Annotated in this window: 13 protein-coding genes; 4 read left to right on the plus strand and 9 right to left on the minus strand. The window is 72.7% G+C overall.

Annotated features, from left to right (window positions below; translation table 11 throughout):
- Nucleotides 1-46: 46 nt before the first annotated feature.
- From fxsA (AB0O00_RS05740) to pdxH, 7 genes are all read right to left on the minus strand, one after another.
- A complete protein-coding gene (gene fxsA / locus AB0O00_RS05740) occupies nucleotides 47-232 on the minus strand; it encodes an FxSxx-COOH cyclophane-containing RiPP peptide (protein ID WP_363648830.1) in 186 nt (61 codons plus the stop codon).
- Between the two features lie 370 nt (nucleotides 233-602).
- Nucleotides 603-1,499 carry an HEXXH motif-containing putative peptide modification protein gene (locus AB0O00_RS05745; protein ID WP_363648831.1) on the minus strand — a complete coding sequence of 299 codons (897 nt, stop codon included), beginning with the start codon at nucleotides 1,497-1,499 and terminating at the stop codon, nucleotides 603-605.
- Between the two features lie 258 nt (nucleotides 1,500-1,757).
- Entirely contained in the window at nucleotides 1,758-2,981 is a 1,224-nt protein-coding gene (locus AB0O00_RS05750; RefSeq protein WP_363648832.1) for an FxsB family cyclophane-forming radical SAM/SPASM peptide maturase, read from the minus strand.
- Between the two features lie 43 nt (nucleotides 2,982-3,024).
- On the minus strand, nucleotides 3,025-7,038 hold the full coding sequence (fxsT, locus tag AB0O00_RS05755; protein WP_363648833.1) for an FxSxx-COOH system tetratricopeptide repeat protein: 4,014 nt from the start codon (nucleotides 7,036-7,038) through the stop codon (nucleotides 3,025-3,027).
- Nucleotides 7,028-8,410, minus strand: a complete 1,383-nt coding sequence (locus AB0O00_RS05760; protein WP_363648834.1) for a TIR-like protein FxsC — start codon at nucleotides 8,408-8,410, stop codon at nucleotides 7,028-7,030. The genes fxsT and AB0O00_RS05760 overlap by 11 nt, the downstream gene beginning before the upstream one ends.
- Nucleotides 8,411-8,570: 160 nt before the next feature.
- On the minus strand, nucleotides 8,571-8,762 hold the full coding sequence (gene fxsA, locus AB0O00_RS05765) for an FxSxx-COOH cyclophane-containing RiPP peptide (RefSeq protein ID WP_049656076.1): 192 nt from the start codon (nucleotides 8,760-8,762) through the stop codon (nucleotides 8,571-8,573).
- 146 nt (nucleotides 8,763-8,908) lie between these two features.
- Nucleotides 8,909-9,541, minus strand: coding sequence for a pyridoxamine 5'-phosphate oxidase (gene pdxH / locus AB0O00_RS05770; protein ID WP_363648844.1), 633 nt, complete (start codon nucleotides 9,539-9,541; stop codon nucleotides 8,909-8,911).
- 416 nt (nucleotides 9,542-9,957) lie between these two features.
- Here pdxH and AB0O00_RS05775 point away from each other — a divergent pair, with 416 nt between their 5' ends.
- Together AB0O00_RS05775 and serC are read left to right on the plus strand one after the other, a co-directional pair.
- Nucleotides 9,958-11,058, plus strand: a complete 1,101-nt coding sequence (locus tag AB0O00_RS05775) for a citrate synthase 2 (protein WP_363648835.1) — start codon at nucleotides 9,958-9,960, stop codon at nucleotides 11,056-11,058.
- A 154-nt stretch (nucleotides 11,059-11,212) separates the two neighbouring features.
- Entirely contained in the window at nucleotides 11,213-12,331 is a 1,119-nt protein-coding gene (gene serC, locus AB0O00_RS05780) for a phosphoserine transaminase (RefSeq protein ID WP_363648836.1), read from the plus strand.
- A 219-nt stretch (nucleotides 12,332-12,550) separates the two neighbouring features.
- On the opposite strand, the gene AB0O00_RS05785 is transcribed toward serC, so the two are convergent.
- Complete coding sequence (locus tag AB0O00_RS05785; RefSeq protein WP_363648837.1) at nucleotides 12,551-13,345, minus strand: SDR family oxidoreductase; 795 nt, start codon at nucleotides 13,343-13,345, stop codon at nucleotides 12,551-12,553.
- A 99-nt stretch (nucleotides 13,346-13,444) separates the two neighbouring features.
- On the opposite strand from AB0O00_RS05785, the gene AB0O00_RS05790 reads away from it, so the two are divergent.
- Nucleotides 13,445-14,035, plus strand: a complete 591-nt coding sequence (locus tag AB0O00_RS05790; protein WP_363648838.1) for a TetR/AcrR family transcriptional regulator — start codon at nucleotides 13,445-13,447, stop codon at nucleotides 14,033-14,035.
- A gap of 114 nt (nucleotides 14,036-14,149) precedes the next feature.
- Here AB0O00_RS05790 and thpR read toward each other — a convergent pair whose 3' ends face one another.
- Nucleotides 14,150-14,743, minus strand: a complete 594-nt coding sequence (gene thpR / locus AB0O00_RS05795) for an RNA 2',3'-cyclic phosphodiesterase (protein ID WP_363648839.1) — start codon at nucleotides 14,741-14,743, stop codon at nucleotides 14,150-14,152.
- A 46-nt stretch (nucleotides 14,744-14,789) separates the two neighbouring features.
- Here thpR and AB0O00_RS05800 point away from each other — a divergent pair, with 46 nt between their 5' ends.
- Nucleotides 14,790-15,308 (plus strand): GNAT family N-acetyltransferase, encoded by a 519-nt coding sequence (locus tag AB0O00_RS05800; protein ID WP_363648840.1) that lies wholly within the window; start codon nucleotides 14,790-14,792, stop codon nucleotides 15,306-15,308.
- Nucleotides 15,309-15,442 lie beyond the last annotated feature (134 nt).

Genomic DNA, 15,442 nt, shown 5'->3' on the forward strand with positions numbered 1-15,442 from the left:
GTTGGGCTCGACCCGACGGCAGCCGGTCCGGGAATTCCCGGCCCGGTCAGATCGAGGAATTGAACGCGGCGACCGCGACGCGGCCGGGCTCGGAACCGGGCAGGGCGCGCTGGAGGCGGGCGGCGAGTTCTTCGGCGCCGAGCGCGGCGAGGTCGGTGAGCGAGAGGCGCTCGGCGGTGTCCTGAGCGACCGTCAGGTCGGTGGCTGGCATGGTGCTGGTTACCGGTGTCATATTCGTTTCCTTAGGCGCGGTTAGGACCTGCCGCGGGTGGGTAAGCCGCCCGATTGCGTCCAATGTAGTGCCCGCGCGGGCCGCGTGTGGCACCTTGCCGCCCCAAGGTGAGCTCCGTGGCCGGTCCGTGCCGTGCGACGGCGCCGGATGCCCCAAGAATTCACCCGTTCAGCGGTCGCGCACTTCGCCCTGGCGCGCGCCGAGACGGGCCGCGGGGCCGGAAACCCGCCGGCGGCCGACGGCGCACCCCCACAGGACGGCGGTCGCCTCGGCGCCGAGCGCTCCGGCGGGCCCTGGGTGGGCTGGTGCATCAGCGTACCCCTCCTGGAAGAGACCGGTGCTCTTCGGGGAGTCCGGGAGGATCCCGATTCTATTGCCGTACCGTCAATTCGCGGACAGCACGAACGAGTTCGTCGGTGAACTCGCGGCCGAGCGTGGTGAGTTCCCCGCTGCCGACAAGCGTAGTGCCCGCGCGCTCCGTATGTGCGGCCCAGGTCGCGAACTCACTTTCGGCCCTCGGCCGTTGACTCACACCGGCGACCGCTTCGGCGCGCCAGAAGTCCGCGACGCCCAGGTGCGCGTACGTCCCCTGCAGCAGCGCCCCGACCGGACGCAGATCGGGCCGCCAGGGCGCGTGGTAGACGGCGGCACCGTTGGGCCGGTGCAGCGGCACGAGGTCGAGCAGCGCGCCGAGTTGGACGTGCAGGAACTCGTGCACCAGGGCCAGCGCCAGCAGCACCGGATCGTCCGGCAGCGAAGCCGCCACCGCCCCGTACGCACGCCGGGCAGCGGCACTGACGGCCTCCCCGCCGGGCGCCGGCCGCAGCGGAACGATCGTCGCGACACAGGCCGCGACCGCCTCCGCATGCCGCCGGTGCCGCCGCACGAGGACGCCCCAGGCCTGCGCCAACCGCGACTCCCAGGCGGCGAGTTCCGGCATCGACAGCGGCCCGGCAGGCGGCCGCCCGTAGTCCACGAGGCGCGGCCCGGCATGGTCGATCACCGGCGCCCAGCGCAGCCCGTCACACTCCAGAACGAGGGGCCGCCCCACCCCGGACCGGAGGAACTCCCCCAGCCCGTCCAACGACACGGCCTCACCGGCCGCGAGAGCCCGCAGGCAGTCGGCAGCCCAGGCATCCAACTCCGGCCGCAGCAGGACGTCTTCCCAGCGCACCCGGTCCGCCCGCTGCAACGCACGCACTTCCGCATACGCCGCCTGATAGCCGACATCGTCTGTCGCCGCCCGACACAACGCCAGCAGCAGCAATGCCCGCTTACTCAACTGCCCTGCACGCAGGAGCCGAACGGCCTCCGCCCCCCCGCGCGCACCCGCGATCGCCCGAAACGTAGCCCGATCCACCCCGTGCCGGGGCAACCCGTCCGCCCCGCGCGCACCCGGCACCCCGACCGCCACCGCTTCGCCCGTACCCGTCACCGGTCCATCCTCCTCGTCCGACGCCGACCCGATTCAACCCGGCCGCAGTCTCACCCCCGGAGCGGCGAACGTAGCCGCCAACGGCGAGAGTTAGCCCGAACAGCCGAACAGAGCCCCACCCCCCACACCCCCCACACCCAAGCCCCGCGCAGCGGCCCTCAACCGCCCCGCCACATGCCGAATCAGCCGATCCAAGTCCACGCAATACACCGACGGATGAAGGAACCCCTCCCCCTGAAGAAGCCGCTCCCCTGCAAACCGATGCGCATAGAGCCCACCCCCACACACCCGAACCAACGGGCACGCCCCACACACAGCCCCAAGCCCGTCCATCCCACGCTGCCGAGCCCGGAACGAAGGGTGCACAGCGGCGTCGCCGAACCCGTGCCGCCACACGTCGAGCCCAGTCGCCGCAGCCCCGTCGTACGCGACCTTGAGGCTGTCCGCCTGCTCGATCGTGCCGTCCGCCTCGACCACCACGAGGTCCACCGGCGCCAGCCCGACGGCCTCGCTGGCCGCCCGCCCGCCGAGCAGCAGCACGGCGAGTTCCTCGAAGAGCCGCACGCCGGTCTCCCGCCGGGGAGCGTCGAACCACCGGTCGAAGGCGGCGATCAGCCATTCCCCGTACGGCGCGGGTTCCCCGCCGGCCGGAGGCGCGGACGGCAGAGCACGCCGGACACCCGCCGGCTGGGACTGCCAGGTCGCGTGCGGCAGGAGCAAGTCGAGCCGAGGCGGAGCGAACTCCAGCAGCGCCTCATAGGTAGCCACCGGATCCGCCGCGAGGTCGACGACGCACAGCAGCCCCGCGAACAGCGAGCGGTGCTCGGGCGAGCCCAGCAGCCGTACCGCCTCCGCCGTACGCTCCCAGCTGCCCGTCCCGGAGGGCAGCAGCCGGTGCCGGTCGTGGTCGGCCCGCGTGCCGTCCAGCGACACCCCGACGCGGACCTCGTACCGGTGCAGCACGTCCAGCAGCGCGGGTTCGTCGAGCAGCCGCAGCCCGTTGGTCTGCAGGCTGAACCTCACGCGCGTTCCGGCCCCCGCCAACTCCCCCAGCACGACGCCGAGCAGGGCATCGAGATGCCTCGCACCGACGAGCAACGGCTCCCCGCCGTGCAGCACCACGACCACCTCGTCGAGCCCGTGCTCGGCCGCGTGCTCGGCGATCCGCCGCGCGGTCCGCCGGACCACCGGCAGCTCCATCCGCCGGGGCCGGTCACGCCAGCTCCGGTCCGCGGCCTCGTAGACGTAGCAGTAGGAGCACGCCAGGTTGCACCGACTGTGGATCTTCAGCAAGAACTGCCGAAACGGCACCATGCGGCGAGCCTAGCCCCGTCCGGGCAGACGCCTTGACGAAACGTCACACGTGCGGAGGCTCCACATCCGAGTCGAGCCGAAGCCCGGCCTTGACCGCCACGGTCGTCGGGTGCTCCTCCCCCAGCGTCGCCCGGGCCCGGCGGATGCAGTCCGCCCGCAGTTCGGCCGCCCGCTCGGTCTGTCCCGTCGTCGCGAGGGACAGCGAGAGGTTGGAGTTGATGCCGATCGAGTCGTAGTGGTCCGGGCCGAGCGTCGCGGTCATCAGGGGCGCCGCCTCCAGTTCCAGGGCCAGTGCGGCCTGGGTCTCCCCGGCCAGGGCCAGGTCGTTCGCGTGGTTCATCATCGCGATCGGGATGTAGAGGTGGTGGTCGCCGAGGACCATCCGGAACTGCGCCAGCGTGCGACCGGACAGCGCCTTGGCCTCCTCGACGCGGCCGGCCAGCCGCAGGTAGACCGAGAGGTTGTTGGCGCCGGCCAGCGTCACCGGGTGGTTCTCGCCGAGGTAGTCGCGGTACCGGGCGAGGGCCCGTTCGGCGAGCGGGATGGCCCGCTCGGTGAGGCCGAGGGCGTTGAGGTCGCTGGCCAGGTTGGTGGCGGCGGCGAGGGTGTCGGGGTGCTCGGGGCCGTTGATGTCGAGGTAGCGCTGGTAGATGTCCTCGTCTATTTCCAGGGCCTCGTTGTAGCGGCCGGCCCGCCGAAGCGCCACGGCGAGGTTCTTGCGGGCGCGGAGGGTGTCGGTGTGGCCGTCGCCGATGGTCTGCTGGTAGATCCGGACGGTCTCCTCCAGCAGGTCGAGGGCCTCCCGCAGCCGCCCGGTCTCGCGCAGGTCGCGCGCGTAGTTGGAGGCGGAGGACAGCGCGTAGAGGCTGTGCGCGCCGAGGGCGTCGCGCTGCTGGAGGTAGTTGCTGCGGTGGCGCTCCAGCGCCGCCCGCCGGTCTCCGGCGAGGTAGTCGGAGACCGCGAGGTTGTTGGTGATCATGAGCGTGCGCGGGTGGTCCGGGCCGAGGGTGCGCCGGGCCGCGTCCAGGGTGCGGCGGTCGAGCGTGCGGGCCTCGTCGTAGCGGCCGAGGAAGCGCAGGTCCGCGCCGAGGCTGTTGGCGACGGCGAGGGTGTGCGAGTGCTCGGGGCCGAGGGTCGCGGTGAACCGGTCCAGGATGTCGCGGTCCATCTCGTACGCCTCCTGGAGGGCGCCCTGGGACCGGCGGATGTTGCTGAGCTGGGTGCGCAGCATGAGCGTCTGGGCGTCGTTCTCGACGTCGAAGCCGGGCCCGCCGTAGCCCTCCTGGCTCCAGTGTTCGAGCGTCCGCTCGGCCAGTTCCCGGCCGGACTCGTGCAGGCTGCGCTTCCACTGGTAGCGGACGGAGTCGATGATCCACTGCCGGACGTCCTCGTCGGCGCTGTCGACGGCGCCGGAGGGCCACAGGTGCGGCAGGAGTTCGGCGTACTCGGCCCAGTTGGCGGGGACGTCCGGGTCGCCGGGGTTGGCGGTGGCGAGCGCGGCGTGGACGACGCCGCGCAGTTCGGCCCGCCGGTCCTCCTCGACCTGGTCCCGGAGCACGGCCTGGACGAGGCGGTGCACGGTGATGGTCTCGCTGCCCTGGTCGGTGCGGGCGAGCCCGAACCGGTTGATGGCGCGCAGGAATTCGCCGATCGCGAGCTTGTCGCGGGGCGCGCGCGGGGGCAGCCGCAGGGCGCGGGTGACGGCGCGGCTGTAGAGGAGCCGCATCGGGATCGCGTCGGGGCCGAAGAAGGCGCAGATCTCCAGGATCTGGGCGGCCGGGGCGTTCATCCGGCGCAGTTCCTCGACCGAGATGCGCCAGGTGGCCGCGGCGGAGTGCGGGTAGTCGGCGGTGCGCAGGGCGGTGCGCTCCAGCATCTCGGTGAGCTCGTCGTCGAGGAGTTCGAGGTAGGTGGCGATCGGCATGGACGTCTCCTGGAGCCAGACGGCGGCCTGGCCGACGGCGAGCGGCAGGTCGCCGAGGCGGTGGGCGACCTGCTCGGCGTCCTCCAGGGAGAGGCCGCTGTTGAAGCGGCGCAGCAGCCGGATGCTCTCCTCGCGCAGGAAGACGTCGACCTCGACGAGGCCGGCGTGCCGGGCCCAGCCCTGGTTGCGGGAGGTGATGAGGACGTGCCCGCCGGAGGAGCCGACCGGCTGCCAGGGGGCGAGTTCCTCGGGGGTGCCGGCGTTGTCGAAGACGAGCAGCCAGCGGCGGTAGGGCTGGCCGCGGCGCAGCGCGTCGAGGACGGCGGCGGCGGTGTGCGCGACGTCGTCGCTGGTGGGCACGCCGAGCCGCGGGGCGAGTTCGGCGAGCTTCTGCGGGATGTTGGCGGGTTCCTCGGCGGGCACCCACCAGACGACGTCGTAGGCGGCCTTGAAGCGGTGCGCGTACTCGGCGGCGATCTGCGACTTCCCGGCGCCGCCGAAGCCGTACAGGACCTGGCTGAGTACGGCGCCGGGGCCGCCGGTGAAGCGGTTGCGGAGCAGTTCGAGGAGCTTGCCGCGGCCGATGAAGGAGGCGTTGCGCGAGGGCGCCTCCTGGACCTGCGGCGCGGTGCCGGGGAAGCGTGCCGGGGCGAGGAACTCGCCGCTGTCGGAGTCGAGTTGGCGGGAGCTGCCGGGCGGAGGGCCGAGCTCGCCGTACAGCTGGGACTCGGCGGCCACGGCGGAGGAGCGGACGAGGTCGGGCACGGCCTGGCCGATGAACGGGCGGGGCACCGGTTCGTCCGAGTCCTGCAGCCGCAGGGCGACGAGGGCCGGGGAGCCGGAGGCGAGTTCGCGTCCCTGGAGCAGCTGCCAGACCTCGGCGGCGCGGGGCAGCGCGGTGTACTCGGGAGAGAGCAGCGCGAGCAGCCGGCCCTGGCCGTCGAGTGGCCCGGCGACCTCGGGCGGCCGGCCGCCGGTGTACGGCTCGGCGGCGTTGTGCAGGGAGGACTGGTAGCCGAAGCGGGTGAGGGTGCCGGCGGCCCACTCGGCCCACATCCGGTCCTCGGGCGCGTAGCTGACGAAGACCTGCCGGGGCACGGCGCGGGCCGAGCGCAGGTAGGCGCCGTAGAGGCGGCGGCGGGTCTCGGAGCTGAGCGGGCGCAGGGTGCGGACCTTGCCGTCGGTGATCCAGCCGGCCAGCCGCTCGAAGGCGTTGAGCAGGCTGCGGGCCTCCTGCGGCCGGTCGGCGACGGTGGCGGGCACCTCCTCGTAGGCGTAGAACGGCTTGTACGGCACCTCGACGTCGGCCCAGTAGCCGGCCCGGCGTTCGGCGGGCAGCCAGCGGCCGAGGTAGGGCGCGAAGAGCTCGCGGGCGTAGTCGCGGCCGGCTTCGAGGCGCTCCTGCTCGGCGTCCTCGACCCGCATCGGCACCGGCAGGACGCGGATGGCCCGCTCCTCGGCCTCGGCGATGGCGCGGGCGGCGTCGACGCCGCCGCGGATGTTCTGGGCGCTGAAGGTGAAGCAGTCGACGACGCTGTCGGGCATCAGGACGGTGCAGATGCCGGAGGTGTCGCTGACGCCGGTGCGGCTGTCGATGAGCACGTAGTCGTACGTACGGGACCAGCGTTCGCGCAGCTCGCGCAGGAACTCGCCGCCGCGGATGTCCCGGCCGTGGTAGAAGCTGCGCCAGTTGAAGCTGGTGACGGCGGCGGCGTAGGCGGCGTTCTGCCGCCCGGCAGGGAGGAAGTCGAGGCGCCCGCCGGACGGCAGGTCGAGGGCGAGGCCGCAGATGTAGGCGTCCAGCCGGCCGGGCTCGTCCAGCCAGGCGGCCGGGGACAGGCCGGTCGGTCCGGCGGCGGAGGGCAGTGCCTGTTTGACGTAGGAGCGCAGCAGGTCGATCAGGCCCTCGGTGGAGTGGAGTTCGGGGTCGACCAGCAGCGGGTGGTAGTAGCGGTGGAGGCCGGGCGCCTCCAGGTCCCAGTCGACGACCAGGACGCGCTGGCCGCGGCTGGCGAGGATCCAGCCGACGTTGGCGAGGGCCATGGTGCGGCCGGTGCCGCCCTTGAAGGAGTAGAAGGTGACGACCGATCCCGGTCCGCCGCGGGCCGGCTCTGTTCCGGGCTCAGTGATCATCGTCCTGGTCTCCCCTCAGGGGCGCTGCGTCGTCGTGGTGGTCGCGCGGGTTCGGCACGTCGGGCGGGTTGGGCCACCGCTCCGGGCCCCGCTGCGGGGGCTCCGGGGCCGGCTGCGGACCGGACGGGATGGCCAGCCCGGGGATCGCCCGTTCGCCGGTGCCGCCGGGGCCGAAGCCGAATGCGCCGCCGACATCGTCCCCCCAATCCAAGTTGTCGTCCATGAGCTTGTTCTGAGCGACCGTCACCATGATGGTGAGGTCGGAGTCGAAGTTCTCCCGGTTCACCTTGACCCGGAAGAGGTGCTCCGGGTCGCTCCGGCGCAGCCAGTTGCGGCGGAACACGCCGCGCACGCCGGTCCAGAGCGCGTCGCGCTCCCCCTCCGGGTCGGCGCTGCCGATGGGGACCATCACGCCGGTGACGGGGTGGTTCTGGTCGTCGTACTCGCGCAGCGCGGCGCGGTAGCGGTCGTGTCCGGCCACCCACGGGTCCACCAGCAGGACGCTGACCTGACTGTCCTCACGGGCCTGGTCGAGCTTCTCGCCGAGGCCGGTGCCGACCTCCTCCAGGGTGGTGGTGTGCCCGGCGGCGGTGATGACCTGCTGGGCGCGCACGGCGAGCGACGGCGTCGTGGGCGGGTGATAGGGCGCCCAGTTCCAGGGCTTGGCCCCGTACCAGCCACCGGTGTAGGAACCGCCCTCGGCGGCGGCCTCCGAGGCCCGGCCGGCGGCGATGAACAGCCGGACCATGCCCGCGGTCGCCGTGGGCTCGACCGGCTGCGGGCCGGGGAAGTAGCCGCGCACGGCGTTGAGGTCGAAGTCGGCGAGCTCGGTGAGCCGGCGCGCGGCCGCGTCGCGGACGCGCTCGGCGACGACCTTGACGACCTGCCGGTACGCGTCGCCCTGCGGCCCGGTGCGCAGCAGTGCGCGCAGGCCGTAGCGGGCGTAGGCCTCGCCCATGTCCGGCTGGGCCCACTGGATCCTGGTGACCTCGGCGGCCAGCTCGCTCGGGACGACCGGCTCCCAGAGCACCGGGACGAGCGCCGGGATGAGCTCCCCGGTGTCCTCGTGGTGGCGCCGGACGCGGCCGCGGAACGCGGTCCACTCCTTGCCGCAGTAGACGCTCGCGAAGTAGGCCGGGGAATAGAGCGCGACCATCGTCCGGCTGCGGCCCAGCATGGTGGCGAGCTGCTCGGCCCAGTCGTCGCCGACGCGCAGCTGCTCGGTGTCGCGGTACGCCAGCTCCTCGGCCCTGGCGGCGGGCTCGATGCGGCCGAGCTCGTCCCTCAGGTCGTTGAAGAACTGGTCGACGAAGGCGTCCTCCGCCTCGAAGTCGACACGGGCGTAGCTGAAGAAGAAGTAAGGCTGCAGCACTCTGTCCCCCGAGGCCCGACGGTGTCGCGACGGCGCTGGTTTCATACCCAGCATGTCGTGAACTCCACCAGCCGCGCGGGGAAGTTGGCGAACTCGGAGGCTCCGGGGGGTTTAGCCGGTGGTGGGGCGCACGCCCCGGCCGGCCGCGCTACCGCCCTCGTTACCGGTCGAGCGCCGACTGGAACGCGGCCAGCGGTTCCGCGCCGGGGGTCAGCGCGTCCGCGACCACCCGGCGCAGCAGGTCGCCGAGGACGGTGTCGGGCAGCGCGTCGAGTTCGTCGAGCGGCAGGGCGGCGACGTCGACCAGGTCAGAGCCGAGTCCAGCGGCGGTTTCCGCACCGGTGACGCCCATCAGTCCCTCACTCGATTCGTCGGCACGGCGGCCTGGTGGCCCGATGGGATTCGACCCAGGTCCGCGCGGGCAGAATGCTACACCTTGATCATGACGTACCGTCAGTTCTGGCGCTCCGCCGCGCCCGGACCTCCCCGTTCCCCGCCCTACGGGCAGAGGCGTTCGACGCGCCAGCCGGTGGGGGTGGCGGGGTCGGTGAGGTAGCGGAGGCGGTCGTGGAGGCGGTTCTCGCGGCCCTGCCAGAACTCGACGGCCTCGGGGATCACCCGGTAGCCGCCCCAGAAAGGCGGGACGGGGACGCCCTCGCCCTCGGGGTAGCGGCGTTCCAGTTCGGCGTAGCGCTGTTCGAGGACCTCGCGGCCGGCGACCGGGCTGGACTGCTCGCTGGCCCAGGCGCCGAGCTGGGAGCCGTGCGGGCGGGTGCGGAAGTAGGCGGCGGTCTCGTCGCGGCCGACCTTCTCGACCCGGCCCTGGACGATGACCTGGCGGGCGAGTGCGATCCACGGGAAGAGCAGGGCCGCGTGCGGGTTGGCCGCGAGCTCCGAGCCCTTGGTGGAGCCGTAGTTGGTGAAGAAGACGAAGCCGCGCGCGTCGTAGCCCTTGAGCAGGACGGTGCGCGAGCTGGGCCGCCCCTCGGCGTCGGCGGTGGAGAGCACCATGGCGTTGGGCTCGACCACCCCGGCGTCGTCCGCCTCGTGGAACCAGCGGGTGAACTGGCCGATCGGGTCGGGCGCGAGCTGCTCCTCGACCAGGCCCTCGTGGGTGTAGTGCTTGCGCATCACCGTGAGGTCCGGGCCCGGCCGGGCCTCGTCGGCCAGGTTCCGGGTGGCGGGGCTCAGGGGCGTCGACTGGGCGCGTTCCGGGGTCTGCACGCCAACATCATCCCGTACGACAAGCAACCGGCACCGCTACCTCGAGACAAACCCCGGTGGGAGATAAGGTGACTCGCCACCGCTTGGCCGCCCGTCGTACGGTGAATTGTCCGGAACACGGCTTTCGGTTCCGGAGATTTCCCGGGCACGACCGACCCTCGGCGCGACGTCAAGCGGGCCCGCGGGAAACATCACCACGGTGGTGTATGGCGCAATGCACCCCGTGCCTGCCACTCTGGCACCGAGTGCCAACCACCATTCGGTCACTGGCGTGCCGCCCCACCACGGCGGAGTGCCGATCGCAGAACTGAAGGAGCCGTCGCATGTCCGACTTCGTACCCGGGCTTGAGGGAGTCGTCGCGTTCGAGAGCGAGATCGCGGAGCCCGACCGGGAGGGCGGCGCCCTCCGCTACCGCGGTGTCGACATCGACGACCTGGTCGGCAAGGTCTCCTTCGGCCACGTCTGGGGCCTGCTGGTGGACGGCAAGTTCAACCCCGGCCTGCCGGCCGCCGAGCCCTTCCCGATCCCGGTGCACTCCGGCGACATCCGGGTCGACGTCCAGTCCGCGCTCGCCATGCTCGCCCCGGTGTGGGGCCTCAAGCCGCTGCTCGACATCTCCGCCGAGCAGGCGCGCGACGACCTCGCCCGCGCCGCCGTCATGGCGCTCTCCTACGTCGCCCAGTCGGCCCGCGGCCAGGGCCTGCCGATGGTCCCGCAGAGCGAGATCGACAAGGCCGAGACGGTCGTCGAGCGGTTCATGATCCGCTGGCGCGGCGAGCCGGACCCGAAGCACGTCAAGGCCGTCGACGCGTACTGGACCTCGGCCGCCGAGCACGGCATGAACGCCTCCACCTTCACCGCCCGCGTCATCGCCTCCACCGGCGCCGACGTCGCCGCCGCGCTGTCCGGCGCGGTCGGCGCGATGTCCGGCCCGCTGCACGGCGGCGCGCCCTCCCGCGTGCTCGGCATGATCGAGGAGATCGAGCGCACCGGCGACGCCGTCAAGTGGGTCAAGAACGCGCTGGACAAGGGCGAGCGCCTGATGGGCTTCGGCCACCGCGTCTACCGCGCCGAGGACCCCCGCGCCCGCGTGCTGCGCCGCACCGCCAAGGAGCTCGGCGCGCCGCGCTTCGAGGTCGCCGAGGCGCTGGAGAAGGCCGCGCTGGAGGAGCTGCACAACCGCCGCCCGGACCGCGTCCTCGCCACCAACGTCGAGTTCTGGGCCGCCATCATGCTGGACTTCGCCGAGGTCCCGGCGCACATGTTCACCTCGATGTTCACCTGCGCGCGCACGGCCGGCTGGTCGGCGCACATCCTGGAGCAGAAGCGCACGGGCCGTCTCGTGCGCCCCTCCGCGCGCTACATCGGCCCCGGCGCACGTCGGCCCGAGGCGATCGAGGGCTGGGACGCCATCGCGCACTGACGCGCCCCGGACGTCTTCCTGACGCACCGTTCCTGACCAGCGGGTCCGGCCCCGGCCGGGCCCGCTGTGGCATGTCCGGGAGCAGTCAAGATCACAGTCTCAGGACGCGGACGACCGTATCCCCGCCCGCGCCCCGGCCGGTAGGCTGCGGCGCGTGGCTCAGATCCAGATCCCCGCTGACATCAAGCCCGCAGACGGCCGTTTCGGCTGCGGACCGTCCAAGGTGCGCCCCGAGGCCCTGAGTGCCCTCGCCGCCACCCAGACCTCCCTGCTCGGCACCTCGCACCGCCAGGCCCCGGTGAAGAACCTGGTCAAGCGCGTACGCGAGGGCGTGAGCAGCCTGTTCTCGCTGCCCGAGGGTTACGAGGTGGTGCTCGGCAACGGCGGCTCCACCGCGTTCTGGGACATCGCCGCCTTCGGCCTGGTGCGGGAGAAGTCCCAGCACCTGGACTTCGGCGAGTTCTCCTCGAAGTTCGCCTCCTCGGTCAAGGCCGCGCCGTGGCTGGCCGAGCCGAGCGTGATCAAGACCGCCCCGGGCACCCACCCGCTGCCGGTCGCCGAGGCCGGCGTGGACGTCTACGGGCTCACCCACAACGAGACCTCGACCGGTGTCGCGATGCCGATCAAGCGCCCGGTGGGCGCGGACGAGGGCTCGCTGGTGCTGGTGGACGCCACCTCGGGCGCCGGCGGCCTGCCGGTGGACATCACCGAGACGGACGTCTACTACTTCGCCCCGCAGAAGTCCTTCGCCTCCGAGGGCGGCCTGTGGCTGGCCACCTTCTCCCCGGCCGCCCTGGAGCGCGCCGCCGAGATCGCCGCGTCCGGCCGCTACATCCCGCCGTTCTTCTCGCTGCCGACGGCCATCGACAACTCGTCGAAGGACCAGACGTACAACACCCCGTCGCTCTCCACGCTGTTCCTGCTGGCCGACCAGCTGGAATGGCTGAACGGCAACGGCGGGCTCGACTGGGCCGTCGCCCGTACGGCTGATTCCTCGTCCCGCCTGTACGGGTGGGCCGAGAAGTCCTCCTACGCGACCCCGTTCGTCGCGAACCCGGCCGAGCGCTCGCAGGTGGTCGGCACGATCGACTTCGACGAGTCGGTGGACGCCGCCGCGGTCGCCAAGGCACTGCGTGCCAACGGCATCGTGGACACCGAGCCGTACCGCAAGCTCGGCCGCAACCAGCTGCGCATCGCGATGTTCCCGGCGATCGACCCGGCGGACGTCGAGGCGCTCACGCAGTGCATCGACTACGTGGTCGAGGCGCTCTGAGCACCTGATCGACCTACGGGAGAGGGCCACCGCACGCGTGCGGTGGCCCTCTTCTCGTTGCTGCCGCCTTCTCGTTGGTGCCGCCGAAGTACCGCCGCTACCGGTTGACCAGCGAGCTGATCAGTACGACGACCAGCAGGAGCACCAGGGTGCCGGTCACGATGCGCATGCGAGTCTTGGGATCCACGGTCAACGAGCGTACCTCCGGCTCACCCCCGGCTAGACGCCGAGTCCGGCCCCGCCGGTGGCGTCGAGGTTCTGGCCGGTGACCCACCGCGAGTCGGCGGAGGCCAGGAAGGCCACGATGTCGGCGATGTCGGACACCTCGGCGAGCCGCTTCAGCGCCGAGAGGCCGGCCGTCCGCTCCTGCGCCGCCAGGTCGTCCAGCCACGGGTTGATGTCGGTCGGGACGACGCCGGGCCGCACCGAGTTCACCGTGATCCCGCGGGGCCCGAGCTCCTCGGCCAGGGCCAGCGTGAAGGCCTCCAGCGCGCCCTTGGTCATCGCGTAGGCGATGGCCGCGGGGAAGGCCACCCGGGTGACGGCGGACGAGACATTGACGATCCGCCCGCCGTCCCGCAGGCGCTCCAGGCCCCGCTGGACGACGAAGAACGGCGCCTTCGCGTTCACCGCGAACACCTCGTCGTACCCGGCCTCGTCCACCTCGTGGGCACGCCCGAACAGGCCCATGCCCGCATTGTTGACCAGGACGTCCAGCCCCGCCGCTCCCCCGCCGTGCCCGTCCCCGTGCTCGGCCGCGTACGCAGCCAGCCCCTGGTCGAAGGCCTCCCACAGCGCCTCGGCGTCCCCCGGGACACCCAACTCGGCGCCGATCGCGAAGGCCCGTCCGCCCTCCGCCCCGATCGTCTTCACGACCTCCTCGGCGGCCTCCCCGTTGCGGCCGTAGTGCACCGCGACCAGCGCGCCGTCCCGGCCGAGCCGTTCGGCGATGCCCCGCCCGATGCCCCGGCTGCCGCCCGTCACCAGTGCCGTCTTCCCCACCAGCGCGCCCATGGCCACGCCCCCTCGCTTCTCCCGAGCACATTTCTGTAGCGATCGCTAACGAAAGAAACCGTAGCACGCCTTCTGTAGTGGTCGATATAAAATCGGGCCATGACCAGCACGACGCGGGGACGCCCCCGCTCCTTCGACCGCGAGGCCGCCCTCGAACAGGCCCTGCGGCTGTTCTGGGAGCGCGGCTACGAGGCCACCTCGGTCGCCGACCTCACGGCCGCCATGGGCATCCGCCCGCCGAGCCTGTACGCGGCCTTCGGCGACAAGCAAACGCTCTTCGCGGAGGTCGTGGCCCGCTACCAGGAGACGTACGGCGTCTACGCGACGCGCGCGTTCGCGGAGGAGCCGACCGCCAGGGCGGGCGTCGAGCGGATGCTGCGCGCCGCCGCCGCCCTGCTCACCGACCCCGAGCACCCGTGGGGCTGCCTGCTGGTCGGCTCGACGGTCAACTGCACCTCGCCGGAGATCGTGCAGGCCGTCCGTGAGCAGCGCGAGGCCAACGTGCGCGCCCTCGAGTCCCGGATCCGCGCCGACATCGCCGCCGGCCTGGCGCCCGCCGGGACAGACGCGGCGGAGCTGGCGCAGTTCACCGCGACCGTCGTCCAGGGCATGACGCTGCGCGCCCGCGACGGCGCGAGCCGCGCCGAGCTCGAACAGGTCGCGACCGCCGCGATGCGCGCCTGGCCGTGATCACGGTTTGCGGACGCCACACGACACACCCGCCGTGATCACGGTTCGCGGCCACCGCGCCACACACCAGCCGCGATCACGGCTCGCGGCCACCGCACCACACACCAGCCGTGATCAGTCGACCGCCCAGCGCGCCAACGGCCAGGCCCGCACGGTCTCGTAGTGCGGGAAGCCGCCGGACAGCTCGCTCTTCATGAGGTGCAGCTCGGCGGCCTCCCACTCCGGCCCCCGGTAGTCGGCCAGCGCCACGGCCAGCCCCTCCAGCTCGGCCGCCGCGACCCGCTGGACGGCCCGCCGGTGCCCGCGCGACGAGCCGGCCCTGGCCAGCGTCACGTGCGGGTGGAAGCTGAACGCGTCCACCTCGCCGGTGATGTCCGCGGTGGCCTCGTACACGGCCTCGGCGAGCCGCCGCAGCGCCCACGTCTGCCCCTCGGCCCCGGCCCACAGCACCCGGTCGCCGAAGCGTCCGCCGCCGGCGATCCGCAGCCGGTGCGCCGGGTGGGCCTGGGCGACCGCGGCCAGGGCCGCCTCCAGCTCGGGCAGCCGGTCCTCCGACACCTGGCCGAGGAAGGCCAGGGTCAGGTGCCAGCCCTCGACGGTGGTCCAGCGCAGCCGGTCCGCCCCCGGCAGCCCGCGCACCGGCGCCACCGCGTCGGAGAGCCCTTGCAACGCCTCGACCGGCGGGAGCACCGCCACGAACAACCTCATGGTCCTACTCTTCCGCCGCGCGCCCGTCTGCACTAGAACTTTTTCCATGAAGATCCGCAACGGGGGCCCCGAAGACGTGCCCGACATGCTCGCCCTGCTCGACGGCGCCGTGGCCTGGCTGGCCGGCCAGGGCCGCACCGGCCAGTGGGGCGACCAGCCCTTCTCCACCATCCCGGCCCGGGTGGAGCACGTCGAGAAGTACGGCCGCGAGCCCTTCCTGATGCGCCTCGCGGTGGACGACGAGGGCCGCACCGTCGGCGCGTGCGTCCTGTCCGAGGAGCGCGGGCAGTACATCCCCGCCGTCGACGAGCGCGAGCTGTACGTCCGCAACCTGGTGACCGACCGCACCCGCAAGGGCTCGGGCATCGGCGCCGCGCTGATCGCCGACGCGCTCGACGAGGCCCGCCGCCGCGGCATCGGCCTGCTCCGGGTGGACTGCTACGGCGGCAACGACCGCAAGCTGGTCGGCCAGTACCGGGCCCTCGGCTTCACCGAGACCGAGGCCTTCGAGGTCGAGCAGCCGAACGGCGTGTGGGTCGGCCAGGTCCTGGAGATCCGGCTCTAGTGCACTAGCAAGCGTCCCGGGTACACCTCAGGCCTCGGGGGGGGTGGGGCCCCCCCGGGCCGTCCATTAATAAGCAGGGCCCCCCCCCCTGGGGGTTTGTTGGGGGGCCAGTGCGCGGCTCGACGGGCCCCACC

Source organism: Kitasatospora sp. NPDC093558 (assembly GCF_040683475.1).
Classification (GTDB): domain Bacteria; phylum Actinomycetota; class Actinomycetes; order Streptomycetales; family Streptomycetaceae; genus Kitasatospora.

Bases quoted from the DNA above. Each gene is read 5' to 3' on its own strand.
- fxsA (WP_363648830.1), bottom strand. From the start codon at position 232: ATGACACCGGTAACCAGCACCATGCCAGCCACCGACCTGACGGTCGCT.
- AB0O00_RS05750 (WP_363648832.1), bottom strand. From the start codon at position 2,981: ATGGTGCCGTTTCGGCAGTTCTTGCTGAAGATCCACAGTCGGTGCAAC.
- fxsT (WP_363648833.1), bottom strand. From the start codon at position 7,038: ATGATCACTGAGCCCGGAACAGAGCCGGCCCGCGGCGGACCGGGATCG.
- fxsA (WP_049656076.1), bottom strand. From the start codon at position 8,762: ATGGGCGTCACCGGTGCGGAAACCGCCGCTGGACTCGGCTCTGACCTG.
- pdxH (WP_363648844.1), bottom strand. From the start codon at position 9,541: ATGCGCAAGCACTACACCCACGAGGGCCTGGTCGAGGAGCAGCTCGCG.
- AB0O00_RS05775 (WP_363648835.1), top strand. From the start codon at position 9,958: ATGTCCGACTTCGTACCCGGGCTTGAGGGAGTCGTCGCGTTCGAGAGC.
- AB0O00_RS05785 (WP_363648837.1), bottom strand. From the start codon at position 13,345: ATGGGCGCGCTGGTGGGGAAGACGGCACTGGTGACGGGCGGCAGCCGG.
- AB0O00_RS05790 (WP_363648838.1), top strand. From the start codon at position 13,445: ATGACCAGCACGACGCGGGGACGCCCCCGCTCCTTCGACCGCGAGGCC.
- thpR (WP_363648839.1), bottom strand. From the start codon at position 14,743: ATGAGGTTGTTCGTGGCGGTGCTCCCGCCGGTCGAGGCGTTGCAAGGG.
- AB0O00_RS05800 (WP_363648840.1), top strand. From the start codon at position 14,790: ATGAAGATCCGCAACGGGGGCCCCGAAGACGTGCCCGACATGCTCGCC.